The sequence below is a fragment of the Pararhizobium sp. IMCC3301 genome (genome assembly GCF_030758315.1).
Lineage (GTDB): Bacteria > Pseudomonadota > Alphaproteobacteria > Rhizobiales.
The window spans coordinates 3416211-3436451 of the sequence record NZ_CP132336.1 but is presented as its reverse complement, the minus strand read 5'-3'; the positions used below and the strand labels follow the sequence as shown (position 1 = coordinate 3436451).

Genomic DNA, 20241 nt, shown 5'->3' with positions numbered 1-20241 from the left:
GCAGACGCGCTGCCCCCTTGTTCAATCAATGCCTATTTGAAGCGAATTTGCGAGAGTTGAATTTCGCTGTTGGTGGCGATGGTCGGTTTGAAGTCAAGCCGTTCGCTGACCCGGCTGAAGCCAACCATGTGGAACAGCTGAACATCTGCTGTGATTTCATCATGCAGATATGCGAACAGTTTTGACCATATGGCAGCTCGGTCATCTCCGGTTGCAGCAGTGGCATCCGCGATCATCTTGTCCACGGCAGGATCACGCAAGGCTGATTGCAGCCCTTCGGAATCATATTTGAAATACATCGAGAACACCGGATCACCTTTGGCGTTGTCGTGCATCGCCTCGATAATCTGCGGTCCGCGATCCTCGGCAAATGGCTGTGAGTAGAAATCAAGCCACTCCGCCACTTCATACATTTCCAGCTTCATGTTAAAACCGGCGTCCTGATACATCGCCAACAGCGCTTCCATCACCTCAGTGACATTGGCAAAGTTGTTGGTTCTGCCTATCAACGTGATTTCCGCATCCACGGGCACGCCATCGGCCTTGGCCTCGGCCAGAAGTGCACGGGCTTTTTCCAGATCAAATGCCGGCACCTTCAGATCAGGGTTCCAGCCGATTGTTGATGGCGGCACAATTGCAGTGGCCAGAATTGCCTCAGCGGAGATGATTGTTCCGATAAAGGCTTCGCGGTCAATTGCAAGGTTCATTGCCTGACGAACGCGGACGTCATCCAGCGGAGGCGTCATTGTGTCGAGACGCAGATACACTGTTTCCGAGTTGGGATAGGCAAAATCGGTTGCCGGATTTGTTGCATCCAGTTCCGAGATTTTCGGAGCAAAATCCGCCTCCCCGGTTGCAACCATGGCAGCGCGCACGGAATCGTCCGAGCGGAAAACATAAGTTGCCTTGGTGACAGAAGGGGTTTCGCCCCAATAGTCGTCACGGCGGGTCAGAATGACATTGCGGCCGACATTCCATTCGGACAGGACATAAGGCCCGGTTCCGATTGGCTCACGTGTGTATTCCATCAGTGTTTCAGCTGGAACGATTGTGAGGCCTGACAATTGCAGCGGCATGATCGGCTGCGCCGGATCAGACGTAATTTCGATGGTGTGCTCGTCGATGATTTCTGTGGTGATCGTCGAACCGCCAAAATATTTGGCTCCGATCTCGCAGACCAGTTCTTCGGCAACAACGCGCTTCAGCGAATGTGCGACATCCTCGGCGCCAAAGCTCGTGCCGTCCGAGAACGATACGCCCTTGCGCAGATTGAACCGCCAGGTGTCATCATCGACCGCTTCCCAACTCTCGGCCAGGCGCGGTTTCAGACCGGCACCGCTGACATCAAGTTCGGTCATTGTTTCAGAAATATTTTGCAGAACGACGCGGCCGATATTGGACTGCGATGCCATGCAGGGATCAATCAGATCCAACTCCTCGCTCAGCACGATGGTTATGTCCGTGCTCTGTGCAAAGACAGGTGACATCATCGTCATCGCGAGTGACGCTCCCAGCAAACCTACAGACAGTTTACGCATGAATTCCTCCTTTTCAGTGCAGCTTTTGTGGTGAGATGGCGAGCTGCTGCGAACGCGCCGTCTGATTCCTGTTGAGGGATATGAGTTTCTTCCTCAAAGTGATCCTCTAATATATTAGTGTATTTGTCAATCAAGAATCTGTGATTGGTTTTTGACGCGGAAGCTTTTTGCGTCCGGTCCGGCAGGTAGGGTAAAATGCTGATAACATGGAGTTATTTTCTGCGTTTCCAGCCTGCACCGCCAGCTACTATCAAGGTGGACAGAAAGATCACGCTTGCACCAATCCAGGTTTCAACGCTGGCCAACTCATCAAAAAACAAAAAGGCAAAAATCGCAACAACGGGCAGGCGGACAAAGTCCAGTGGTGCCAACAAGGACGCATCGGCCATGCTGAGCGCCCGGGTGACGAGGGACATGTTCAGCGCGCCCAGGATGCCCTGCACCGCCAACAGACCGAGTTGCGGGAGTGTTGGCGTGGTCCAGAAATACAGTGCCGGTATAAAGGCCAGCGGCACCATCAGAACCAGATTCCATGATACCAGAGTTTGCGTGCTGTCATGCCTTGCCATCTTCTTCAGCATCAATTGAATTGCAGCGGTCAGTGCGGAGCCGATCAGTGCATAGGCCAGCGCCCAGCTCATATCGCCTCCCGCCGGACTGATCACAATGATGACGCCGACAAACCCCGCCAGCACCGCAATCAACCGGGCCATCGAATATTTCTCGCCAAAGATCAGCCATCCGCCGAGTGTCAGGAAAATCGGCGCTGTAAACATGATGGCCGTCACATCCGCCAATGGCGCCAGGGCAAAGGCGAAGAAGAAACAGGCCAGCGCGGCGATCTTCATGGCCGCGCGCAGAAAGTGCATCACACGATAGTGCGACGTCATTTCGTGGCGGCGTGCAACGATCCAGGGCAGCACAATCATGAGGCCGAACACGCTGCGGAAAAACACGATTACGAAAGGGTGGACCTGTTGCGCCAACAACCGGACGAGCACCGCGTCAAATGCTAATATTACGGCTCCAACCAGCATGAAGATTGCTGCCAACATTGCATTGCCGCCTCGCAAATTGGCACCAGGGCTGCCCACAGACATCGACACTCTCACTCAATTTCAGGAACCTGACCGGCATGGTCGATGTGCAGGACGGCTCGGACATGCACACAGCGCATATAATTCTAATGCGCTAATACATCAATTTATTTCATGTGGCGATTGAAGTCGAACTTTTACAATGCGCTGCTTGGGGTATAGGCCCGCCATGCGGGCGGGAGCATCCTCGTGAGACATTGCGCCAGGATTTCGGCGAGACCCGGGCCAGATGAGAACGGGACATTTGGAAACAATGGTGCCGGAGGGAAGGATGGAACTCCAGATCCGGTCATACCCAATGACGAGCCTGATGTTCCCCACCCAGAAGTCTAATACTGAGTGTCGATCAAGTTGTATCTCACGCTTTCCAGGTGCGAGCGCATTGCCGCACCCGCCGCGTCGGCATCGCGGTTTTCAAGCGCCAAGATGATGCGCTCATGTTCCACGATGGCCTGAAGCCGCCGTTCGGGTTTGCGACGCGCCACGCTGGCTTTCAGTTTGCGCCAATCAGAATTCCGGCGTGCACTCAGTATTCGTTCCGCCAGATCCATCAATAATGTGTTGCGCGCCGCGACGGCAATCGCCCGATGCAAAGCAATATCGCCGGCTTCAAATTCCAGGGCCGGTCCCGCGCACTTCTGCTGTTCGACAAGATCACGCAGCTTTCGAATGTCGCCATCTGTAGCATTCAGCACGACAAGCTTTACAAGAGCGGGTTCAAACAACTCGCGGGCTGTCATCAGCTCGGACGGACTGGCATCGGATTGAACGGTACCTGCCGGAACTGAGGTGAATATCTGCTCCGGCAAAATAAACGTGCCCCGCCCCACCTTGCGGACGACAATTTTTTCCATTTCCAGCACCGCCAGTGCCTGCCGGATGGCTGATCGTGAGGTTCCGAACATGTCGGCCAGATCGCGTTCCGGCGCAATACGATGACCTGTCCCGTAAGAACCGTGTTCCAGCCCTTCGCGGACATGATCACGAAGTAGAGATAGCGTATCCACAGCTTTTCCCTTGAGGGTTTTCCAAGGCAAAATATTACAACATGCACGTAGTTAATACAATGGTCGCCCAATTTCATAATTTAGTTAATATTTTCAGTGCTTATTTTCAATTTTCCGTTTTGATGGAGCAATTGGTTGACCGGTCGCCCATTTGTGAATTATGACTTTGTGACAGAACGAAGAGGTCAGTATGCAACTCGGAACAATCTCGACGAATGACAATCCACAGCCCCGACTGGCTCTTCGTGTCGGAAAAGACCAGGTCCTGGACGTGCAAGCCGCCTTGGAAATTGCTGGCCTCGGCACCCCGATGTCAAGTTCGCTCAGGTGGCATATCGAGAATCAGGATGTCGAGCGCGAGGCGCTTGAGCGCCTGGCCACATGGGCTCAGGGGCTTACCGGCGAAGACGCCAGAAAACTGCTCCTCAGTGAGACAGACATCCGTTTTCATCCACCTGTGCCAGACCCTGTGAAGTTCCTTTGTGTTGGCAAGAATTACGCGGCGCATCTGGATGAGTTGGCCCGCACCGAACTCATCAACGAATTGCCGGACGAACCAACGGGCTTCGTGAAGCTGAACGAGGTCCTGTGTGGCCATGGCAGCTCTGTCGCGCGACCGAACGGTATTGTGAAGTTTGACTACGAGCCCGAAGTGGTCTTCGTAATTGGCAAACCCGCCTATAGGGTCAGTCGCGAAAACGCGCTCGACTACGTGTTCGGGATGACGCTGTTCAATGATCTCACTGCGCGCGAGATACAAAAAAGGGAAGTTCGGTCAGGAACGCGCTTCTGGACGGCCAAGAATATGCCCGGATTCGGCCCTTTGGGCCCGTGGGTTATGACGCTTGACGAGATCGCGGATGTCAATGATCTGAAAATTGAGTGTCATGTGAATGGTGAACGTCGCATGGGTTACAACACGCGCGACCAGATCCATAAACTGGCCGATATTATCGCACATTTCTCGAAATACATGCCGCTCCATCCTGGGGATCTTTTCGCGATGGGATCGGCTGCCGGCGTGGCTGTCGGGCAACCTAATGCCGACAAGTTGTTCCTGCGGCCGGGCGACAGGGTGGACGTCACCCTTCAAGGCGTCATGACCCTATCAACCGAAATCACCTGAATGGAACGGTGAAACCATCCGAACCCGTAGACCGGGCGCGGCCAAACACTAGTACTGGGAGAAAAGTATGAAACTGATCACAAAACTTGCAGCAGGCGCTCTGAGCCTGGCTCTGTTGACGGGAACCGGGGTTCAGGCTCAGGAGTTTCCGAGCAAGACCATCACCTTGACCGTGCCGTTCAATGCCGGGGGTGGAACCGACACTCTTGCGCGCATCATCCAGGCAGCGCTCGAAGAAGCCTGGGGACAGACAGTGGTTATCGAAAACAAGCCCGGGGCCTCCGGCCTGGTTGGCGCGATGGCCTATTTGCGGGATTCCAGCGACGGCCACGAGATCCTGATGGCTTCTACCGGATCGGTGTTGTCTCTGGCACGTGAGGACCAGGGGATGGTGGATGACAAATTCCAGGTGGAAAAGGTATTGAGACCCATCTCACAGGTGTCTCAACCACCGTATATCGCCACCGTTCACCCCAGCCTTAACGTGTCGTCCATTCAAGAATTGATTGATTACGCGAAGGCCAATCCGGGCAAAGTGACTTTCGGCTCCTCCGGTGTGGGCGCCGCGTCGCACCTGACCGGTGTCCTGTTTGAAGAGAAAGCAGGAGTTGATCTGAACCACGTTCCCTACAACGGCATGGGCGAAGCGGGCCCTGCCCTGCTGGGTGGGGAAATTGACCTGCTGTTCGCGCCGGCACCCGTGGTTCAGGGCTACTTCGATGATGGCAGCCTTATCCCGCTCGCGGTGACCACCGGCGAACCAACGTCGCTGTTTCCCGATCTGCCAACAGTGTCAGAAACGCTGGAAGGTTTTTCGATCGCAGGTTGGTTCGGCCTCTTTGGCCACCCGGACACCTCTGACGAGCGTATCGAGATGCTTGGCGCGACAATCCGCGAAGTGCTCGGAAGGGACGATGTCAAAGCGAAAATGGCTGCGCAGGGCGGTGAACCGCGCCCGATGACGCCAGGCGACTATCAGACGTTTGTCAACAGTGACATCGCCACCTGGCGCGAGCTTCAGGCTATCGTCGACGCGAACTGACCACCTGCAACGGGAAGAGCAGAGAACCCCTGTATGCCTCGACGCCCCTACGCAGCAACTTGACGCGCGGGGGCGTATGGCAGGGGCGCATTATTGAAAGACTGGCTCAGATACATGGATAGAAACCTGAAAGATGTGATCGGCGGGGCGTCTTTGGTTTTGCTGGGTCTCAACGTGGCAATATCAGCGTTCGGGTTTGGGCTTGGTACGGCCTCGCGCATGGGTGCCGGGTACTATCCGCTCTTGCTGGGTCTTTCCGCCGTGCTGGTCGGAAGCGCCATCGGCGCTATCGGGTGGCGGCAGAGTGCAGAGAAACCACGTATCGAACGATCCACCTTCTTGTTTGTCATTGGGGGCCTCACCGCTTTTGTGCTGCTTGTCGAGCGGGCCGGTCTGATCCCGGCAATCTGGGGGCTCGTCTGCCTCTCGGCGATGGCAGATCGGGATATCACTGCGCAGGAGATCATAGGTCTGGCTTTGGTGTCTTCAATCGTCGGCTGGTTCGTCTTCGTGCTCCTGCTTCAGCTCCCGCTCAGCGGGATAGAAGGATTGTTCTGATGGAACTCTTCACGATCGGCTTCCCGACGGCGCTAACCTGGACCAACATTCTCTATTGTTTTGTCGGGGTCTTTCTTGGGACCTTTGTTGGCGTTCTGCCTGGGATCAGCGGTCTGACGGCCGTGGCCTTGTTGCTTCCGCTCTCCTTTCATCTTGAACCCGCAACGGCCATCATCATGCTGGGCGGGCTCTACTATGGGGCTGAGTATGGCGGCTCCACTGCCTCCATCCTTCTAAACCTCCCAGGCACAGCTTCCAACGCGGTGACCTGCCTCGATGGATACCCCATGACGCAGCAAGGAAGGGCGGGACCAGCGCTTTTCATCACCTCCATCGCATCTTTCGTCGGCGCGGCGATTGGAACGATCCTGATGGTGTTGCTGGCTCCACCGCTGGCCCGTTTTGCGCTGTCATTCCAGTCGTCGGAGTATTTTTCCGCCATGCTCTTCGGTCTTGTTGCAGCGGGTACTATCGGCAGAGGCCCAAGGATTAAAAGCATCGCCATGGTTATCCTCGGCATGACGTTTGGATTGATCGGGATCGACACCAACACCGGCGTGTTTCGATTTACGTTCGGGTCTCCGAACCTCTACGATGGATTTCCAATCGTCATTCTGGCGATGGGAATGTTCGGGATTTCCGAGGTCATCGCCTCGGTCAACCGGCTCAAATATGTCACTGATCCAGGGCAGATCACAGTTCGTTCGCTGCTCCCGACCCGCGACGACATGCGCCGTATTGTGAAGCCGATGATGCGCGGCGCGGCAGTTGGAAGCTTCTTCGGACCATTGCCGGGTACCGGCCCGACTATCTCGTCATTTATGGCCTATGCCCTGGAGAACCGTGTGCAAGGGTCTCGAAGAAAGCTCGGCACCGGCATGGTTGAAGGAATCGCTGCTCCTGAAACCGCCAACAACGCCGCCGTTCAAACGTCATTCATCCCTACGCTTACATTGGGTATTCCCGGTTCTGCAACAATGGCAATCATGCTTGGAGCTCTGCTCGTTCATGGAATTCAGCCAGGCCCGCGCTTGATCACCCAAGAGCCAGAGCTGTTCTGGGGTGTGATCGCGAGTTTCTGGATTGGAAACATATTCCTTCTGATGCTGAATATTCCGTTCATCGGCCTGTGGGTGCGCATTTTGCATGTCCCCTACCGGTTCCTTTATCCGATGATCCTTTGCCTGATCTGTATCGGGGTCTGCAGTGTCAATAACAGCAGCTTCGATGTTGGGCTGGTAATCCTGTTCGGGATACTGGGCTACGGTCTCAAGCTTCTCGACTTCGAACCTGCACCCATGCTGATCGGCTTCATCCTTGGGCCAATGGTAGAGCAGAACTTCCGGCGCTCGCTGGTACTCACTCAGGGAGATTTCGCGGAGTTGTTCACCCGTCCTGTCACCGCATTTTTCCTGATCGGCACGGCAATATTGCTGTTGTGGATGGTGATTTCCGGGCTTTTATCGGCACGCAAGAAGACGTCCGAGACGATAGAAAAGAATATTCAAGACGGGTAATGTCCCACTCATCAGCCAACATGGCCGCGACAGAGCCCGTGATACATGAAGCAAAAGAAGTAGTCCTGATGGCAGCAACGGCCCAAAATCTGCGAGAGCTCGCCAAGCTTGTCCCACTCCCGACGTACGAAAGCGATCGAAACAATAGTGGCCAAATGCCGGACGCCGATCTGATAGTTGCCCAGAAGAGACCTCGCGATGCGTCAACGCAAATCTCAAACTTGACGAAATCTTTGCCGCATTTTGTGGTTGGTTCGCACCCCCATCAAAACGGATAACCACATCATCTCGCAGGAGATGCAATGCTGCTGATCCAGTTCGCGGGGAAAGCAGCCGTGTCAGATTAAATTGAGTCTCTTACAATTCATGTGTCCATGTCTGTGCCGGCTCGTCAGTCCCGGAGCACCGCCATGCTGTCAGTGTCCCAACCTATCCAGACAAGGTCTGAGCCAATCGACTGACCGGTTTCGGCATCGACAAAAGCCCGCAAAATTGCACCTTGTGCTTCTTCCACGGCGAGATCTACAGCCAAGCGACTTCCGAGAAATGTTTTTGCCACGACTTTGCCCTGAACCGCATTCGCAGAGGCGGGCCGATCGGGGTAAAAACCCAGTTTTTCGAGGCGAACCGAAGCTGTGATGGTCTCTCCAACATCTGGAACGCCGCCTGGTGCCCGGCCGCTCAATGTCTGACCGAACCAATTCATCATCACCTTGTCGCCATCCTTGCCACGCATCTCGCCGGATAACAGATTGGTCTCGCCAATGAATTCGGCAACAAATCGGGTGGCGGGATGAAAATACAACTCTTCCGGCGTGCCATCTTGCTCGACCCGGCCACCGTTCATCACAACAATACGATCGGACATAGTCAGCGCCTCTTCCTGATCGTGCGTGACAAAGATAAAGGTTTTATTTGTGCGACGCTGGATTGACTTGAGTTCCAGCTGCACTTGTGCACGCAGCTTTGCGTCAAGCGCACCCAAAGGTTCATCCAGCAGCAACAGCGCCGGGTCCGGCGCCAGCGCCCGGGCGAGCGCGACCCTTTGGCGTTGCCCGCCCGATAGCTGGCCAGGATAACGATCGCCATATCCATCGAGTTCGAGAAACGCCATGATTTCGTCCTGACGACGCCCGATGCCTTCGCGGTCCATGCCCATCAGTTCAAGACCGAACGAAATATTCTGCCGCACCGTCATGTGCGGGAACAGCGCGTAGTCCTGAAACACCATATTGACATGGCGTTTTTCCGGCGGCTGCAAGGTTACATCCTCGCCGTCCAGAATGATGCGACCGGATGATGGGCGTTCAAACCCGCCGAGTATTCTCAACGTTGTAGACTTGCCGCAGCCGGACGGACCAAGAAAGGTCACGAACTCGCCGCGTGCAATATCCAGGGTTAGATTGTCCAGCGCTACAGTACCACCGAAGTGCTTTGAAACGCCCTCGATACGGACCAGTGCAGTTGAGCCTGTCATGTATTGGTTTCCTTCTTCATACGGCGCGTAAATCTTTCTGCCCAAATGCCCAAGGCGGCTGTCAGGACCAGTGCAACGGTCGCAATTGCATTGATTTCGGGCGACATGCCCGATCTCAGTTTGGCAAAGATCAGGACCGGCAATGTCGGCTCGTAACCACCAAGGAAGAAAGAGCGGACAAAATCGTCAAAGCTGAGAAGCAGACAAAAGATGCTGGCCCCCAAAATGGCCGGGACCAGATAAGGCAGCGTGATGCGCAAAAACGCGATGATCGGATCGGCGCCCAGATCGCGCGCGGCCTCGATCTGGCTTTTTGGCAATGTCGATAGCCGTGCCATGACCACAAGTGCAACAAAGGGAACATTGTGCACAGCGTGCGACCAGACAATGGCTCCCATGCCGGGTTCGATCCCAAGCCAGCGCGCATAAATTCGAAATGCAATAGCAGAGATAATTCCCGGAATCAGAGCAGGTAGTATTGTCAGCCCAAAAATGGCCGTGCGCCCAAGAAATTTGCGACCTTCGAGCAGAACCGCAATCCACGTGCCAACTGCGACTGAAATCAGTGTCGAGAGCACTGCGATGGCCATCGAGTAGCCCAATGTCGAGACCACATCTGCATCAGAAAACACGCCTGTGTACCAATCCAGTGTCCAGGATCTGATCGGAAATCCGATGAATTTGCTGTCCTTGAACCCCATCAGGATCATCAGAAGCAACGGGACAAATACATACAGGACAAATGCCCAATAGGTGCACGCCAGCAGAATTCGGTTGCCACGATTCATTTTGTATCTCCCTTACGCAACGCGTACATCAATTTTTGGAATATTGCTGTCAGAAGCATCGCCGCGAGGAACATGATGGTCGCAAAGGCCGCACCTGTCGGCCATTCGTCCCCGGCAGTGTGGAAGAAGCCTGCTATGGTTTCGGAAAACACAGTGGTTGATGGTCCTCCCAGCAAAACAGGTGTGGCGTAAAAGCCTGTCGATATCAGGAACACCAGAGTACACCCCGAGGAAATCCCTTCGAGTGTCAAAGGCAAAGTTACACGACGAAACCGGGTCCAGGCGCCTGCCCCAAGATCGGCCGCCGCTTCATGATAGCTCTTGGGAAGTTTTTCCAACGCAGAATACAGCGGTAGAAGCATATAGAGCGCCGTCAGATAAACGATGCCAATGCTCATAGAAAAGCTTGTGTACATGAACGGGATGGGTTGCTCGATTAGCCCTAGCCATTTCAACGCCTGATTCACTGCGCCGGTGTTTCCCAGAAGGATCATAATGGCATATGTGCGAACGATTTCGCCGACCCAAAACGGGATCAGCAACAACAGCAACATCAGCATCTGGTTCTGCCGGCTGACATGGCGCGCCAGAAAGTAGGCTACCGGGTATGTCAGGACCAAAGTGCAAAAGGTCAGAACCCCTGAAAAGGCCAGGGTGCGGAAAAATGGTTGCCAGAAAATACGTTCCCCGAAGAAGCGCATGTAATTATCAAGTGTGAAGTGCTGTTCAACGCCCACGGCAACCGGATAGGCATCGGTCAGACTCACACGCAGCATCTGCAGCATTGGCCCCAAATGCTGGGTCAGAACCCACAGGAGCGGCAAAGAAGCAAGGATCAAGAATTGGCGGCGTGGCGAGGCTGTCACCAATCGAACGAGTGAGCGGTACGGTGTCCAAATCGCCAGACGACCCCAAAATGTGCGGTCCGCCTTTCCCCGTGCGACGGCAACGCGGTCCGCGCTCGCGGTTGCGTCATTTCTCATTCGCGATTTCCTCATGCCAATATATGGGGCACCTTGTCCGCCAGAATTGGCGAACAAGGATATGTTTATGCGGCTCAGGCTGCTTTGATTGCTTCCACAGCCGGATCAACAAGCCCATATTTCATCTCGTTCGCTTCGGCGCGGAAGAACTGAAGATTCGACAGTTCTTCATCCGTGAACGACGTCGATTTCTTCTCAAGATCGGTGAGAAATTCTGTCGCGCCTTTGTAAGTCGAGATAAACCCTGAAGCCTTGGTCATCGACGCACCAATCTCAGGCGATGCCAGAATAGCATCCAGGAACGTATAGGCGTTGTCCTCGTTGGGCGCATTGTTGGCGATATTGTAAGTGTAAACAAAGCCGTATGACCCTTCGCGGGGAATCGTCATTGCAAGCGGGAAATTATCATTGATCAAAGCCGCGGCAGGGCCGTTCCAACTGTGACCGAGTGCAATATCCTGGTTGACGAACATTTGCTGAATTTCTGCACCGCCGTCGTAGTATTTGCGGACATACGGTTTCTTTTCGATCAGGAATTGCTTGGCTTCCTCAACAATTGCAGCCGCCTTGTCCGGGTCGTCCATATACGCGACCATGTTACCATCATAGCCAAGCTTAAGCATGATGATCGACATCATATCCTGAATGATATAGGCGTTTTTCTGTTTGTACTTCTCTGAGAAAAGCACGTCCCAGCTCTTGGCTTCCTCTGCATCGACAAGATCGGTGTTGTAAGCCAGGACTTCCATTCCCGACAGGATTGGAGCACCCCATTTGTTGCCATTGATGGTGGACCAGTCGCCGTCCGAAAATGTCGGGTTGATGTTGCCCCAGTTACTCAGGCGATCGGTATCCAATGGTGCCAGAAGTTTGTTTTCAATGAACTGCAAAAAGCGGTGTCCCGCGACGGTCATGATGTCCACTGTGGGGTTAGGCGCTTCTGCAGCAAGCAAATTGAACTGTTTGCCCTGATCATCGACCAGACGGACGTTCACCTTGATGCCGGTTTCACTCTCGAACTGTTCCTTGAACGCCTTAGGGACGAAGTCATTATAGGTCCAGATGTTCACTTCACCGCCCGCGGCATAGGCGCGGCGCAGATAGGCAGGGCTGGCCAGTACGGCGCCGGTCATGGCAGCGGTGCTCAAGAAGCGGCGGCGGTTGAAAACTAGTTTGGTCATATTGCGTGTCTCCCAGTTGAGTCAGGTTGGTTCCGTATCATTCAGTCTTGGGACACCGGTTCAGGTGTCACCAGCAACAAGCCGGTACGGGCTGCTCGTTGCAGGTCGTTCAGGTCGAAGCGGTTGAGCTCCAGCGCATTCAAAATGGTGTTTTCATTGGTGAAGTCCCGGCCATACATTGCAGAGAATATATTTATGCCTGCCTCGTGCAGTGTGGCGGGTTGACCAACCAGTCTTCCCAGAACTGCAGTTAACTGCAGTCCGTAAGGTACATCTTCCGTCACGTAGCGACTGTCAGCGCTCGCTGGACCCGTGCCTCCATTGCCTTGGGCGTGCATCGCTTGATTCATCTCTGAAATAGACGCGACAGGAACGTGAAAACTTAAATGGAAATGCTCGAAAATTGTTCTTACATCCAGATTCAGTGCTTTGGCGATGGCAAGGCGTTCCAGGTCCAGTTGCTCAAGCAACCGCCCAACATTGGGTGTCACATTTTGACCTTGGCTCCAGACCTCGCCGCGCTCCATCCGGGTGATGTTACCCAATGCAATCCCCAAATGGTTTTGCGGATTTAGATTGGACAGCGAAATCGCCAGCAGACCGTCGCGTTGCTGGAAGCAATCGCCGAAAAGGTGTCGACAAAACGTGACACCATTCACGTCCGCAGCTGCGTCCTGCACAGTACATAAATCGATCAGGCTCCGCACAGTGTTAATCTTTACCGACGTGCCACTTTGCTTTCGTCCCGTGATTGCCGTGGTGCCCCAGGCGGTGATTGGGGCGCGGACATTCCGGGCTGCCAAAACCTGCGTGAGGTAAACAGCGCCCAAGGACGCGTGAGATGAAATAATGATGTGTTGTCCATTGCGCACATGTGGTGCCAGCGCGTCCATTACCGCTTTATGGCCATATGCAGGAAGCGCAACGATCAAAGCATCGTTTTCCTCCGCCAGTTGTTTTGCGGATTGCGCAATCCGCACCCTGAATTCTGTTGTGATTGCGCCATCAGCGCAAAGTGGCGCTGCCTCCAGCGCTGCAGTGCCAGCTCCGGAGGGAGACCAGAGCATCGGTACATGGCCGTGCTGGTGCAAAAGCGCAGCGGTGCCAAACGCGATAGATCCGGCACCTGCTATGCCTATACGTTTGCGGTCACTCATGAAGTGCCTTTCTGGCGCACGGGATCGCCAAGAACATGCATCAACCGGTTAGCCCAGCCAAAAAGCGCTGACGAAAGGATCAGATCAAGAATTTCGTCGTTCGACAGACCCGCTGTGCGCAAGGCATCCATGTCTTCAGGACCGGCGGTCGGTGGAGCTTCCGCGGATTTTCGGGAAAAGTCAAAAATCGCACGATCTCTGGGGTTCAATTCGGCCTTTTCGCCATAGGCAAAAAGCTGGTCAGTCACTGCCGTATCCTTTTTCAACTTTGCATGCCGATCCGCATGCACAGCTGAACAATATATACAGCGATTTACCAGCGACGCGCCCAATGCAGCCAGTTCGCGCTCGGCGCGCGACATCCCGCCAGGATCATACATGATGGCGTTGAACAGTGGCGTTCTGACGGTCAGGCTTTCAACGTCATGTGCCAATGTCAGAACATATTCTGAAACCTTCGTGTTGGAAGGCGTTACCTGAAGTGCATCCAGTTGCGCCTGCGTGGCCTCTTCCAGTTTGACCGGCTCAACGCGGGGCTGCCAATGCGGCACGTTGCGGGTAAATTTGTGTATGATCTGGCTCATCCAGCGCTCCTTTGCATAAGTCGCAGTCCCGCAATGACCCGAACCTGGTAGGCAAGAAACGCAACAAGTTCGCAAAGACGTACAATATCTGCATCCGACATTCCCGCAGCCTGCAACTGGACGACGTCGTCAGCGACAACGTCACGGGTTCGATTTGCAACTTTGTCGACGAACGCGACCACTGTTTCCAGCTGATGTGCCTTTCCTGTCTCGGCAGGGTCGGCCAGGTCAGTCTTGTCGCCTGCACCCGAAAGATAATGCTCAGCCAGAATGTCATCTGCAGCAAATCGGGCGACACGTGCAGCCAGTGCAGCACGCAAATCATGTTCGAAAGCCCCAAAGTCCTTTGGTCGCAACACTGCGTCCTCGGCAGCCTGAGACAAGTGAATGATATTTGCGCGACGCATCGCTGTTTTTACCACATCCCCATCCGGACGAAGGCCGGTCTTGCTTAGAATAGTTGTCTCAGTGGGGTTCATGCGACCTTGCCTTCTTTAGTCCGTGCGCTTGTCTCCAGATCGGTAGCCTCCCATTCATCGCCCAATAATTCTGGAGTGTCATAGTCCTGCATGCCCTGCCAATGGGACTGCACATCTTCGGCGTAGAGGGTGGCGGCAACGGAGCGCGCCAACCATGCAGCGCCCTGACTGATACCGGGAATGTCACCACTTACCTTGCCCAGACTTGCTGACGCTCCGTAATTGAAACAATAGACATTGTTCAGCCAGGGGGCCGCACCGGGTCGTCTCTCCTGGAATGTGAAATCAGTGTTGAGATATGGAAAACGCCCCAGATCGGCGGACTCTTCTCCTTGCGGCGGTGAATAGACATCTTTCCACAGAAGAATTTCGCCTGCGACATCTCCGAACTCGGTCCGCGCCATAGGGTCGATGACAAAGCCTGTGCCAAGGATCACATAGTCAGCCTCATAAGACGTGCCATCGGCAAAATGGATGACGGCACCATCACCGGACTTTTCAATGCGTGTGGTGGCCTTTCCAAAATGAAAATAGGCATTTGAATGACGGCTGACACGCAGCGTCGAACCGCGCGGTGACGGCGTCTGCGTGGAAAAACTGTATTGCATGAATCGCCAGCGCCACTCATCCGGCAGACCTGCGAAGCCTGCGGTGAATCCATAGCTGCCAATGCCCATCATTTTATTGACCGTAGGCATGTCCTTGCGACGGATCAGGTGGCGCACTTCCGCGGCTCCATGTTCCAGGGCTTCTGCCGAGTTGTCGACTGCGGAGGCGCCAACGCCAATGACTGCAACCCGCTTGCCCCGCAACGCCGAAAAGTCAATTTCGTCGGCGCTGTGTGCCCAAAGATGGCGCGGCAAATCTTCGATGAATTTCGGAATATTCGGACCGCCTGTGCCGTCCCGCCCTGTCGCAAACACCAATTTTCGGGTCAGGATCGTGCCGGTTTGCGCGCCGGAAACCGTGAGACGCAACAGATCGCCTTCCGGTTCGACCTGGTCGACCGAGATGTCATTTTCCACGGGAATATCAAGCACATCACGATACCAGCAAAGATATTCCATCCACATGGGGCGCGGGATCTTGTCGAGTTTCTGCCAGGCCTGTGTACCAAATTGGGCGCGATACCAGGCCTGAAATGTCAATGCTCCATGGCCGAATGCTGGGCCAGTCAGCACTTTTGGGGAGCGAAGCGTTTCCATCCGCGCATAGCTGAGCCACGGACCTTCACGACCTTTAGCCGCGCGGTCCAGTACGCGAATGTTTTTCATGCCCCCAGTGGAAAGTGCCAGCCATGCAACCATCCCGCACATGCCGCCGCCAATGATGACGACATCGCTCACACCGTCCTTCTGTGGCACCCAACTGGCCCCCGGATAGCATAGAAATGCCAGATCTTCTTTGATCTGCTCTTCAAGAGCAGGCAGGCCACGGCCATCAATCGGCGAAAGGTCCTTATTTTGCATTCAAACCGTCCTACAGAATATCTGGGAAAAGGTCAGCATCGGGCTGCCCCCTGGCCCCAGGTCGAGTGTAAATCGTCGATGCGAAATGCATGGACATGCTGATGCTGCGCGCCAATGGCAGGCACGGTAATCAGGTGTGGGTGATTGGTGGGCAGATCTGGATGGCTATGTGGTCGTTCTTGCGGATCATTTGCGGGCCAGACGACAAGCGCAGCGATCGCAACTGCAGCACACAATACCGACAATATGAGAAGAGCAAGTTCCAGTGATGTATAGCCAGCCAGCCACCCAGCCAACGGATAGGCAAACATCCATCCGGCATGGCTCAACGAAAATTGCGCTGCAAATACCGCTGGCCGATCTCGCGAGGTGGCGGATCGGGCTATCACCAGCCCTCCAGGGGTCAATGTCAAAGACGAAGCTATGCCGAATACGAGCCAGATCAGACCCAATGCCGGAAGGCTTGAAGGCGGTAACAGCGCAAAAATTGCCCCTGCCACTGCAAAGCCGAATGTTCCGGTGAACATTGTCGTGCGATCACTGCTTTTGCGTACCATTTTTGGAACAAGGACGGCGCCCAGCACAGCGCCAGCTCCGTAGCACGCCATGAGAATGGGGAAAAATTCATCCGCATCGCCGAGGCGTGCTCCGGCATAGACGACGGAATTTACTAGCACCCAGGCCATTGCAAGCGACAGCGCAAATTTCAGAAGAACCAGTCCGCGCAACCTTGGTGTGTGCCAATGAACCCAAAGTCCGTATCCTGTGCGTTTCAGAAGCGTTCCTCCGCGGCTGGTGAAAATGGCTTGGGGCAGACGCGCCAGGAGCAGCGCCAGAACCGACCCCGAAAAGGCGAGTGCAGCTGCGTAGAATAGCACTTCACCGGTTACCACATTCAGCAGCGTTGCAGCGATGACCGGACTTAGAACCGCTTCCAGTGTGTAGGCTATGCGTGACCATGAGAGCGCCAGAGTATAGTCGTTTTCATCGGGCAGCAGATCAGGGACCACCGACTGAAACAGCGGCGTGAAACCTGCCGACAATACAAAAAATGCAAAGGCCAGCGCTCCAATTTGCCAGACCTCGGTGGCAAAGGCCATCGGCAACAGCAATAGCATCCTGCCGAAATCGAGCGAGACCATCACATTTTTTCGGGATATTCCGGCTGATAAGGTTTCTGCTAACGGCGCCAGAAACACATAGGCTACCATTTTCAATGCCAATACCAGCCCAAGCACCTGGCCGCCTGCCGTTGTGCCACCGATACGAAAAGCCAACAAGGAAAGTGCAACTGTCAGCAACCCGACGCCCAGCAACGAGCAAATCTGCGCCGCAAATAGAAGGCGAAATGATTTATTTGCAAACGGGCCGGTCAAAACGAGCGACACCAATTGCCAGTCGATGCCGACCGGGCGTCTGGCGTCAGAATTTGACAATTTGAATGGTGATCGGGGGTCACAGTCGAGCGCTCAAATACACAATCGATGATGCCAGCTTTCAACCCAAAATGACCCGGTGACCAATTGGATAATGTGATGGTTTCTGCATTCGAAACATGTTTGGATTTTCGCGCAGGTAGCAACGCTGCGCAAACCGGATCTGTCTGGCCGGCCTGACGCGTCCGCTGTTTAGTGCCAATGGCGTTCTCGAACGACACTGCCTTACCCCCTACCAATGGTCCCTTGGATTGCTATGCGTTTTACGTATAGTATCGCCTTCAGAATGACTCATTGTAATTTTGGCTTCGCAAATATGTCAACAAAGAATAATGAACGTCCGGATATACGCACACTGGAAGCCTTCACAGCCGTTGTGAGTTGTGGCTCGATGACTGGCGCAGCACAGATGCTTCAAATCAGCCAGCCAGCCGTAACGCGAATGATCCGGGTTCTCGAGAATCAGGTTGGCTTCAATCTGTTTGAACGCAACGGACCCAAGATATCGCCCACAGATAAGGGAATGCTGTTTTTCGAGGAATCCAGGCGTGTTATTGCCAATCTCACACATCTCACCAATCGCGCTCATGCAATACGGGATGGCAGAATCGCAGCGATCGACATTGTAGCCACACCGACCATGTCCGCAGGGCTGGTTGCCTCCATCCTGGCTCGGGTCAAGAACGTTCTGCCTGATTTCGTCCATGTCGAAACGACCTCCGCCGAACGGGTGGTTCATGCTCTGCGACAGCGGACCGCTGATCTTGGTTTTTCTGCATTTCCGTTGGAACATGAGCGTTTGGAATGCCTGGAGCGGTTTGAATCAACTTTGGTCGCTCTGGTTCAAGAAGGCGGCCCCCATGACATCCCGGAACCGCTGTCTTTGACTGTTTTTGCCAAAGAGCGGCTCGCAACGGTTGGCAATAGTTACCGGATTCGACATGCCATAAACCGGTCCCTGGATGATCAAGGCGTGACACCGGCGTATGAATTCGTAACGAACTCTTCGATCAACGCGGCGATGGCCGCGCGTGCCGGATTGGGAATAGGTATCTGTGATCCGGTCACGGCATATGGTGTCCCGATTTCAGGCGTTTCGATTCGACCCATCGCCAAGCCCATTCCCTACAGCTGGGGGTTATTTGCCGCCGATGCCAAAATTCTGGGTGATCAGCTGAATCTGGTGACCGAGGCTTTCGCCATAGAAAGCAAAGAGATTATTCGCAAAGTTGAGGGTCTCCCCGTTTGTTGGAAAAGTTCCTAGAGATTTTTACGGTTACATTGAACCATAAAACGCACTAGTCAGGCATGGGCAATTGCGGTGCCCGTCCGACCCGTTCGGCCAATTTTGTCACGGTCAGCCCCTGCACAATGATCGAAAAAATCACCACGATATAGGTTGCGGTCAGGATCGCCGGCTTCCATTCGCCCTCGGGCAAGGACAGCGCCAAGGCCACAGAAATACCGCCCTTCAATCCGCCCCATGTCATGATCGGAATGACGCCGGCGCTGAACTGACGAAACGGTTTCAGCATCAAAACCGGCACCGATACAGCGATCAGCCGTGCCAGCAACGACAACAAAATTGCCATCAGGCCAGCCATCAGCAAATCAGCTTCGAATACCACTGCAAAGACTTCGATCCCGATCATCAAAAACAGGACGGCATTGAGGATTTCATCGATCATCTTCCAGAACGCGTCGACATATCGGCGGGTTTCTTCAGACATGCCGTGCTTTGCCCCGATGTCGCCGATCAAAAGCCCGGCACAGACTGCCATGATGGGCGCCGAAACATGGAGCGCCACAGCCAATTCATAACCCCCGAAGGCGAGGCCAAGGGTGATCAGCACTTCCAGTGAATAATCGTCGATCAGACGCATCACCCGGAAGGTGAGCCAGCCAAGAACAAGCCCCAGGACCGCCCCGCCCAGTGCCTCCTGCGCAAACAATCGCGCGGCATCCGCAAGGCCCGAATCAGAGCTGGTCGAGGGAAATGCAAGCCCGACAAGAACAAGGAAAACCACGTAGCCGACACCGTCATTAAACAGGCTTTCTCCGGCAATTTTGGTTTCCAGAGATTTCGGCAACTCCGCCTCACGCAACACGCCCAGCACCGCAACCGGGTCGGTGGGCGAAATCAAGGCACCAAACACCAGAGCAATCATCAGGGGCATGCCGGTGAACCAGCTGAAGCCGAAGCCGACAATGGCGGTCGAAAGGCCGATACCGACAGTCGCCATCAGAGAAATCACCAGCCAGGCCTTGCGCAAATCCGAAAGCTTGACATGCAAGGCCCCGGCAAACAGCAACAGGCCCAGCATCCCTTCCAGCAACGCATCGGAGAATTCCAGCTCCAGCACCTGCGCGCGGATCTGTTCTTCCACTGTCAGCGCCGGAAACAGCGCATCGGAGGCAATCACAGCGAATGAAGCAAACAGCGCCACCACAAGAATGCCGATGCTCGATGGCAGCTTCAGAAACAGGTAGTTGATGGCGCCAAAGGCCCCTGCCAGCACAATCAAAAGCGATGCAATTTGAAGAAGTGACATGCGGGTCCTGCCTGGTCAGTTGAAGAGCACAAATCTATATGCGCAAACGTCCGGCGAAAAAGCAAAATCTGCGCCCTCGATCACAGGGGAAGCGGAGCGCAGCGGCTGTGCGGTGAAGGTCTTTGAAAGGCCCTTAGCTGCCGTTCCTGTCAACCGCAGCGAAAAGCTGCAAGGAGCACAAATCTACAAAATTAGACGGTGCGACGCATTGCCACTTTTGAAATTTCGGGCTTCCGGCGGGTTACCCGGC

The 20241-nt window shown here is 54.5% G+C and carries 18 protein-coding genes; 5 read left to right on the top strand and 13 right to left on the bottom strand.

Annotated features, from left to right (window positions below; all coding sequences use genetic code 11):
- Positions 1–32: 32 nt before the first annotated feature.
- From RAL88_RS16625 to RAL88_RS16615, 3 genes are all read right to left on the bottom strand, one after another.
- Positions 33–1538, bottom strand: coding sequence for an ABC transporter substrate-binding protein (locus RAL88_RS16625; protein ID WP_306264968.1), 1506 nt, complete (start codon positions 1536–1538; stop codon positions 33–35).
- Positions 1539–1750: 212 nt separating this feature from the next.
- The gene (locus tag RAL88_RS16620) at positions 1751–2638 is read right to left on the bottom strand and encodes a DMT family transporter (protein ID WP_306264967.1); all 888 of its coding nucleotides are present in this window, start codon (positions 2636–2638) and stop codon (positions 1751–1753) included.
- Between the two features lie 326 nt (positions 2639–2964).
- On the bottom strand, positions 2965–3642 hold the full coding sequence (locus RAL88_RS16615; RefSeq protein WP_306264966.1) for a FadR/GntR family transcriptional regulator: 678 nt from the start codon (positions 3640–3642) through the stop codon (positions 2965–2967).
- 190 nt (positions 3643–3832) lie between these two features.
- Between RAL88_RS16615 and RAL88_RS16610 the strand changes: the two genes are divergently transcribed.
- The 4 genes from RAL88_RS16610 (at position 3833) to RAL88_RS16595 (ending at position 7885) form a co-directional block, all read left to right on the top strand.
- On the top strand, positions 3833–4768 hold the full coding sequence (locus RAL88_RS16610) for a fumarylacetoacetate hydrolase family protein (RefSeq protein ID WP_306264965.1): 936 nt from the start codon (positions 3833–3835) through the stop codon (positions 4766–4768).
- Positions 4769–4835: 67 nt separating this feature from the next.
- The gene (locus RAL88_RS16605; RefSeq protein ID WP_306264964.1) at positions 4836–5810 is read left to right on the top strand and encodes a tripartite tricarboxylate transporter substrate binding protein; all 975 of its coding nucleotides are present in this window, start codon (positions 4836–4838) and stop codon (positions 5808–5810) included.
- 114 nt (positions 5811–5924) lie between these two features.
- On the top strand, positions 5925–6368 hold the full coding sequence (locus tag RAL88_RS16600) for a tripartite tricarboxylate transporter TctB family protein (RefSeq protein WP_306264963.1): 444 nt from the start codon (positions 5925–5927) through the stop codon (positions 6366–6368).
- On the top strand, positions 6368–7885 hold the full coding sequence (locus tag RAL88_RS16595) for a tripartite tricarboxylate transporter permease (protein ID WP_306264962.1): 1518 nt from the start codon (positions 6368–6370) through the stop codon (positions 7883–7885). The genes RAL88_RS16600 and RAL88_RS16595 overlap by 1 nt, the downstream gene beginning before the upstream one ends.
- A gap of 391 nt (positions 7886–8276) precedes the next feature.
- Here the strand turns inward: RAL88_RS16595 and RAL88_RS16590 are convergent, their stop codons facing one another.
- From RAL88_RS16590 to RAL88_RS16550, 9 genes are all read right to left on the bottom strand, one after another.
- On the bottom strand, positions 8277–9362 hold the full coding sequence (locus RAL88_RS16590; RefSeq protein ID WP_306264961.1) for an ABC transporter ATP-binding protein: 1086 nt from the start codon (positions 9360–9362) through the stop codon (positions 8277–8279).
- Complete coding sequence (locus tag RAL88_RS16585; protein WP_306264960.1) at positions 9359–10150, bottom strand: ABC transporter permease; 792 nt, start codon at positions 10148–10150, stop codon at positions 9359–9361. The genes RAL88_RS16590 and RAL88_RS16585 overlap by 4 nt, the downstream gene beginning before the upstream one ends.
- Positions 10147–11133, bottom strand: coding sequence for an ABC transporter permease (locus tag RAL88_RS16580; protein WP_306264959.1), 987 nt, complete (start codon positions 11131–11133; stop codon positions 10147–10149). Before RAL88_RS16580 ends, RAL88_RS16585 begins: the two co-directional genes overlap by 4 nt.
- A gap of 74 nt (positions 11134–11207) precedes the next feature.
- Positions 11208–12314: a PotD/PotF family extracellular solute-binding protein gene (locus RAL88_RS16575; protein WP_306264958.1), complete on the bottom strand. Its 1107-nt coding sequence runs from the start codon at positions 12312–12314 to the stop codon at positions 11208–11210.
- Positions 12315–12355: 41 nt separating this feature from the next.
- The gene (locus RAL88_RS16570) at positions 12356–13471 is read right to left on the bottom strand and encodes an NAD/NADP octopine/nopaline dehydrogenase family protein (protein ID WP_306264957.1); all 1116 of its coding nucleotides are present in this window, start codon (positions 13469–13471) and stop codon (positions 12356–12358) included.
- Positions 13468–14055, bottom strand: coding sequence for a peroxidase-related enzyme (locus tag RAL88_RS16565; protein WP_306264956.1), 588 nt, complete (start codon positions 14053–14055; stop codon positions 13468–13470). The genes RAL88_RS16570 and RAL88_RS16565 overlap by 4 nt, the downstream gene beginning before the upstream one ends.
- The gene (locus RAL88_RS16560) at positions 14052–14462 is read right to left on the bottom strand and encodes a hypothetical protein (RefSeq protein ID WP_371932187.1); all 411 of its coding nucleotides are present in this window, start codon (positions 14460–14462) and stop codon (positions 14052–14054) included. The genes RAL88_RS16565 and RAL88_RS16560 overlap by 4 nt, the downstream gene beginning before the upstream one ends.
- Positions 14463–14530: 68 nt before the next feature.
- Complete coding sequence (locus tag RAL88_RS16555; RefSeq protein WP_306264954.1) at positions 14531–16003, bottom strand: NAD(P)-binding domain-containing protein; 1473 nt, start codon at positions 16001–16003, stop codon at positions 14531–14533.
- Between the two features lie 32 nt (positions 16004–16035).
- Positions 16036–17439 carry an MFS transporter gene (locus RAL88_RS16550; protein ID WP_306264953.1) on the bottom strand — a complete coding sequence of 468 codons (1404 nt, stop codon included), beginning with the start codon at positions 17437–17439 and terminating at the stop codon, positions 16036–16038.
- Positions 17440–17755: 316 nt separating this feature from the next.
- On the opposite strand from RAL88_RS16550, the gene RAL88_RS16545 reads away from it, so the two are divergent.
- On the top strand, positions 17756–18703 hold the full coding sequence (locus tag RAL88_RS16545; RefSeq protein ID WP_306264952.1) for a LysR family transcriptional regulator: 948 nt from the start codon (positions 17756–17758) through the stop codon (positions 18701–18703).
- A gap of 34 nt (positions 18704–18737) precedes the next feature.
- Here the strand turns inward: RAL88_RS16545 and RAL88_RS16540 are convergent, their stop codons facing one another.
- Complete coding sequence (locus tag RAL88_RS16540) at positions 18738–19991, bottom strand: sodium:proton antiporter (protein WP_306264951.1); 1254 nt, start codon at positions 19989–19991, stop codon at positions 18738–18740.
- Between the last annotated feature and the right edge of the window lie 250 nt (positions 19992–20241).

Coding starts and splice junctions, on each gene's coding strand:
- RAL88_RS16605 (WP_306264964.1), top strand. CDS start 4,836: ATGAAACTGATCACAAAACTTGCAGCAGGCGCTCTGAGCCTGGCTCTG.
- RAL88_RS16590 (WP_306264961.1), bottom strand. CDS start 9,362: ATGACAGGCTCAACTGCACTGGTCCGTATCGAGGGCGTTTCAAAGCAC.
- RAL88_RS16600 (WP_306264963.1), top strand. CDS start 5,925: ATGGATAGAAACCTGAAAGATGTGATCGGCGGGGCGTCTTTGGTTTTG.
- RAL88_RS16560 (WP_371932187.1), bottom strand. CDS start 14,462: ATGCGTCGCGCAAATATCATTCACTTGTCTCAGGCTGCCGAGGACGCA.
- RAL88_RS16545 (WP_306264952.1), top strand. CDS start 17,756: ATGTCAACAAAGAATAATGAACGTCCGGATATACGCACACTGGAAGCC.
- RAL88_RS16565 (WP_306264956.1), bottom strand. CDS start 14,055: ATGAGCCAGATCATACACAAATTTACCCGCAACGTGCCGCATTGGCAG.
- RAL88_RS16595 (WP_306264962.1), top strand. CDS start 6,368: ATGGAACTCTTCACGATCGGCTTCCCGACGGCGCTAACCTGGACCAAC.
- RAL88_RS16620 (WP_306264967.1), bottom strand. CDS start 2,638: ATGTCTGTGGGCAGCCCTGGTGCCAATTTGCGAGGCGGCAATGCAATG.
- RAL88_RS16625 (WP_306264968.1), bottom strand. CDS start 1,538: ATGCGTAAACTGTCTGTAGGTTTGCTGGGAGCGTCACTCGCGATGACG.
- RAL88_RS16575 (WP_306264958.1), bottom strand. CDS start 12,314: ATGACCAAACTAGTTTTCAACCGCCGCCGCTTCTTGAGCACCGCTGCC.
- RAL88_RS16610 (WP_306264965.1), top strand. CDS start 3,833: ATGCAACTCGGAACAATCTCGACGAATGACAATCCACAGCCCCGACTG.
- RAL88_RS16580 (WP_306264959.1), bottom strand. CDS start 11,133: ATGAGAAATGACGCAACCGCGAGCGCGGACCGCGTTGCCGTCGCACGG.
- RAL88_RS16555 (WP_306264954.1), bottom strand. CDS start 16,003: ATGCAAAATAAGGACCTTTCGCCGATTGATGGCCGTGGCCTGCCTGCT.
- RAL88_RS16585 (WP_306264960.1), bottom strand. CDS start 10,150: ATGAATCGTGGCAACCGAATTCTGCTGGCGTGCACCTATTGGGCATTT.
- RAL88_RS16570 (WP_306264957.1), bottom strand. CDS start 13,471: ATGAGTGACCGCAAACGTATAGGCATAGCAGGTGCCGGATCTATCGCG.
- RAL88_RS16540 (WP_306264951.1), bottom strand. CDS start 19,991: ATGTCACTTCTTCAAATTGCATCGCTTTTGATTGTGCTGGCAGGGGCC.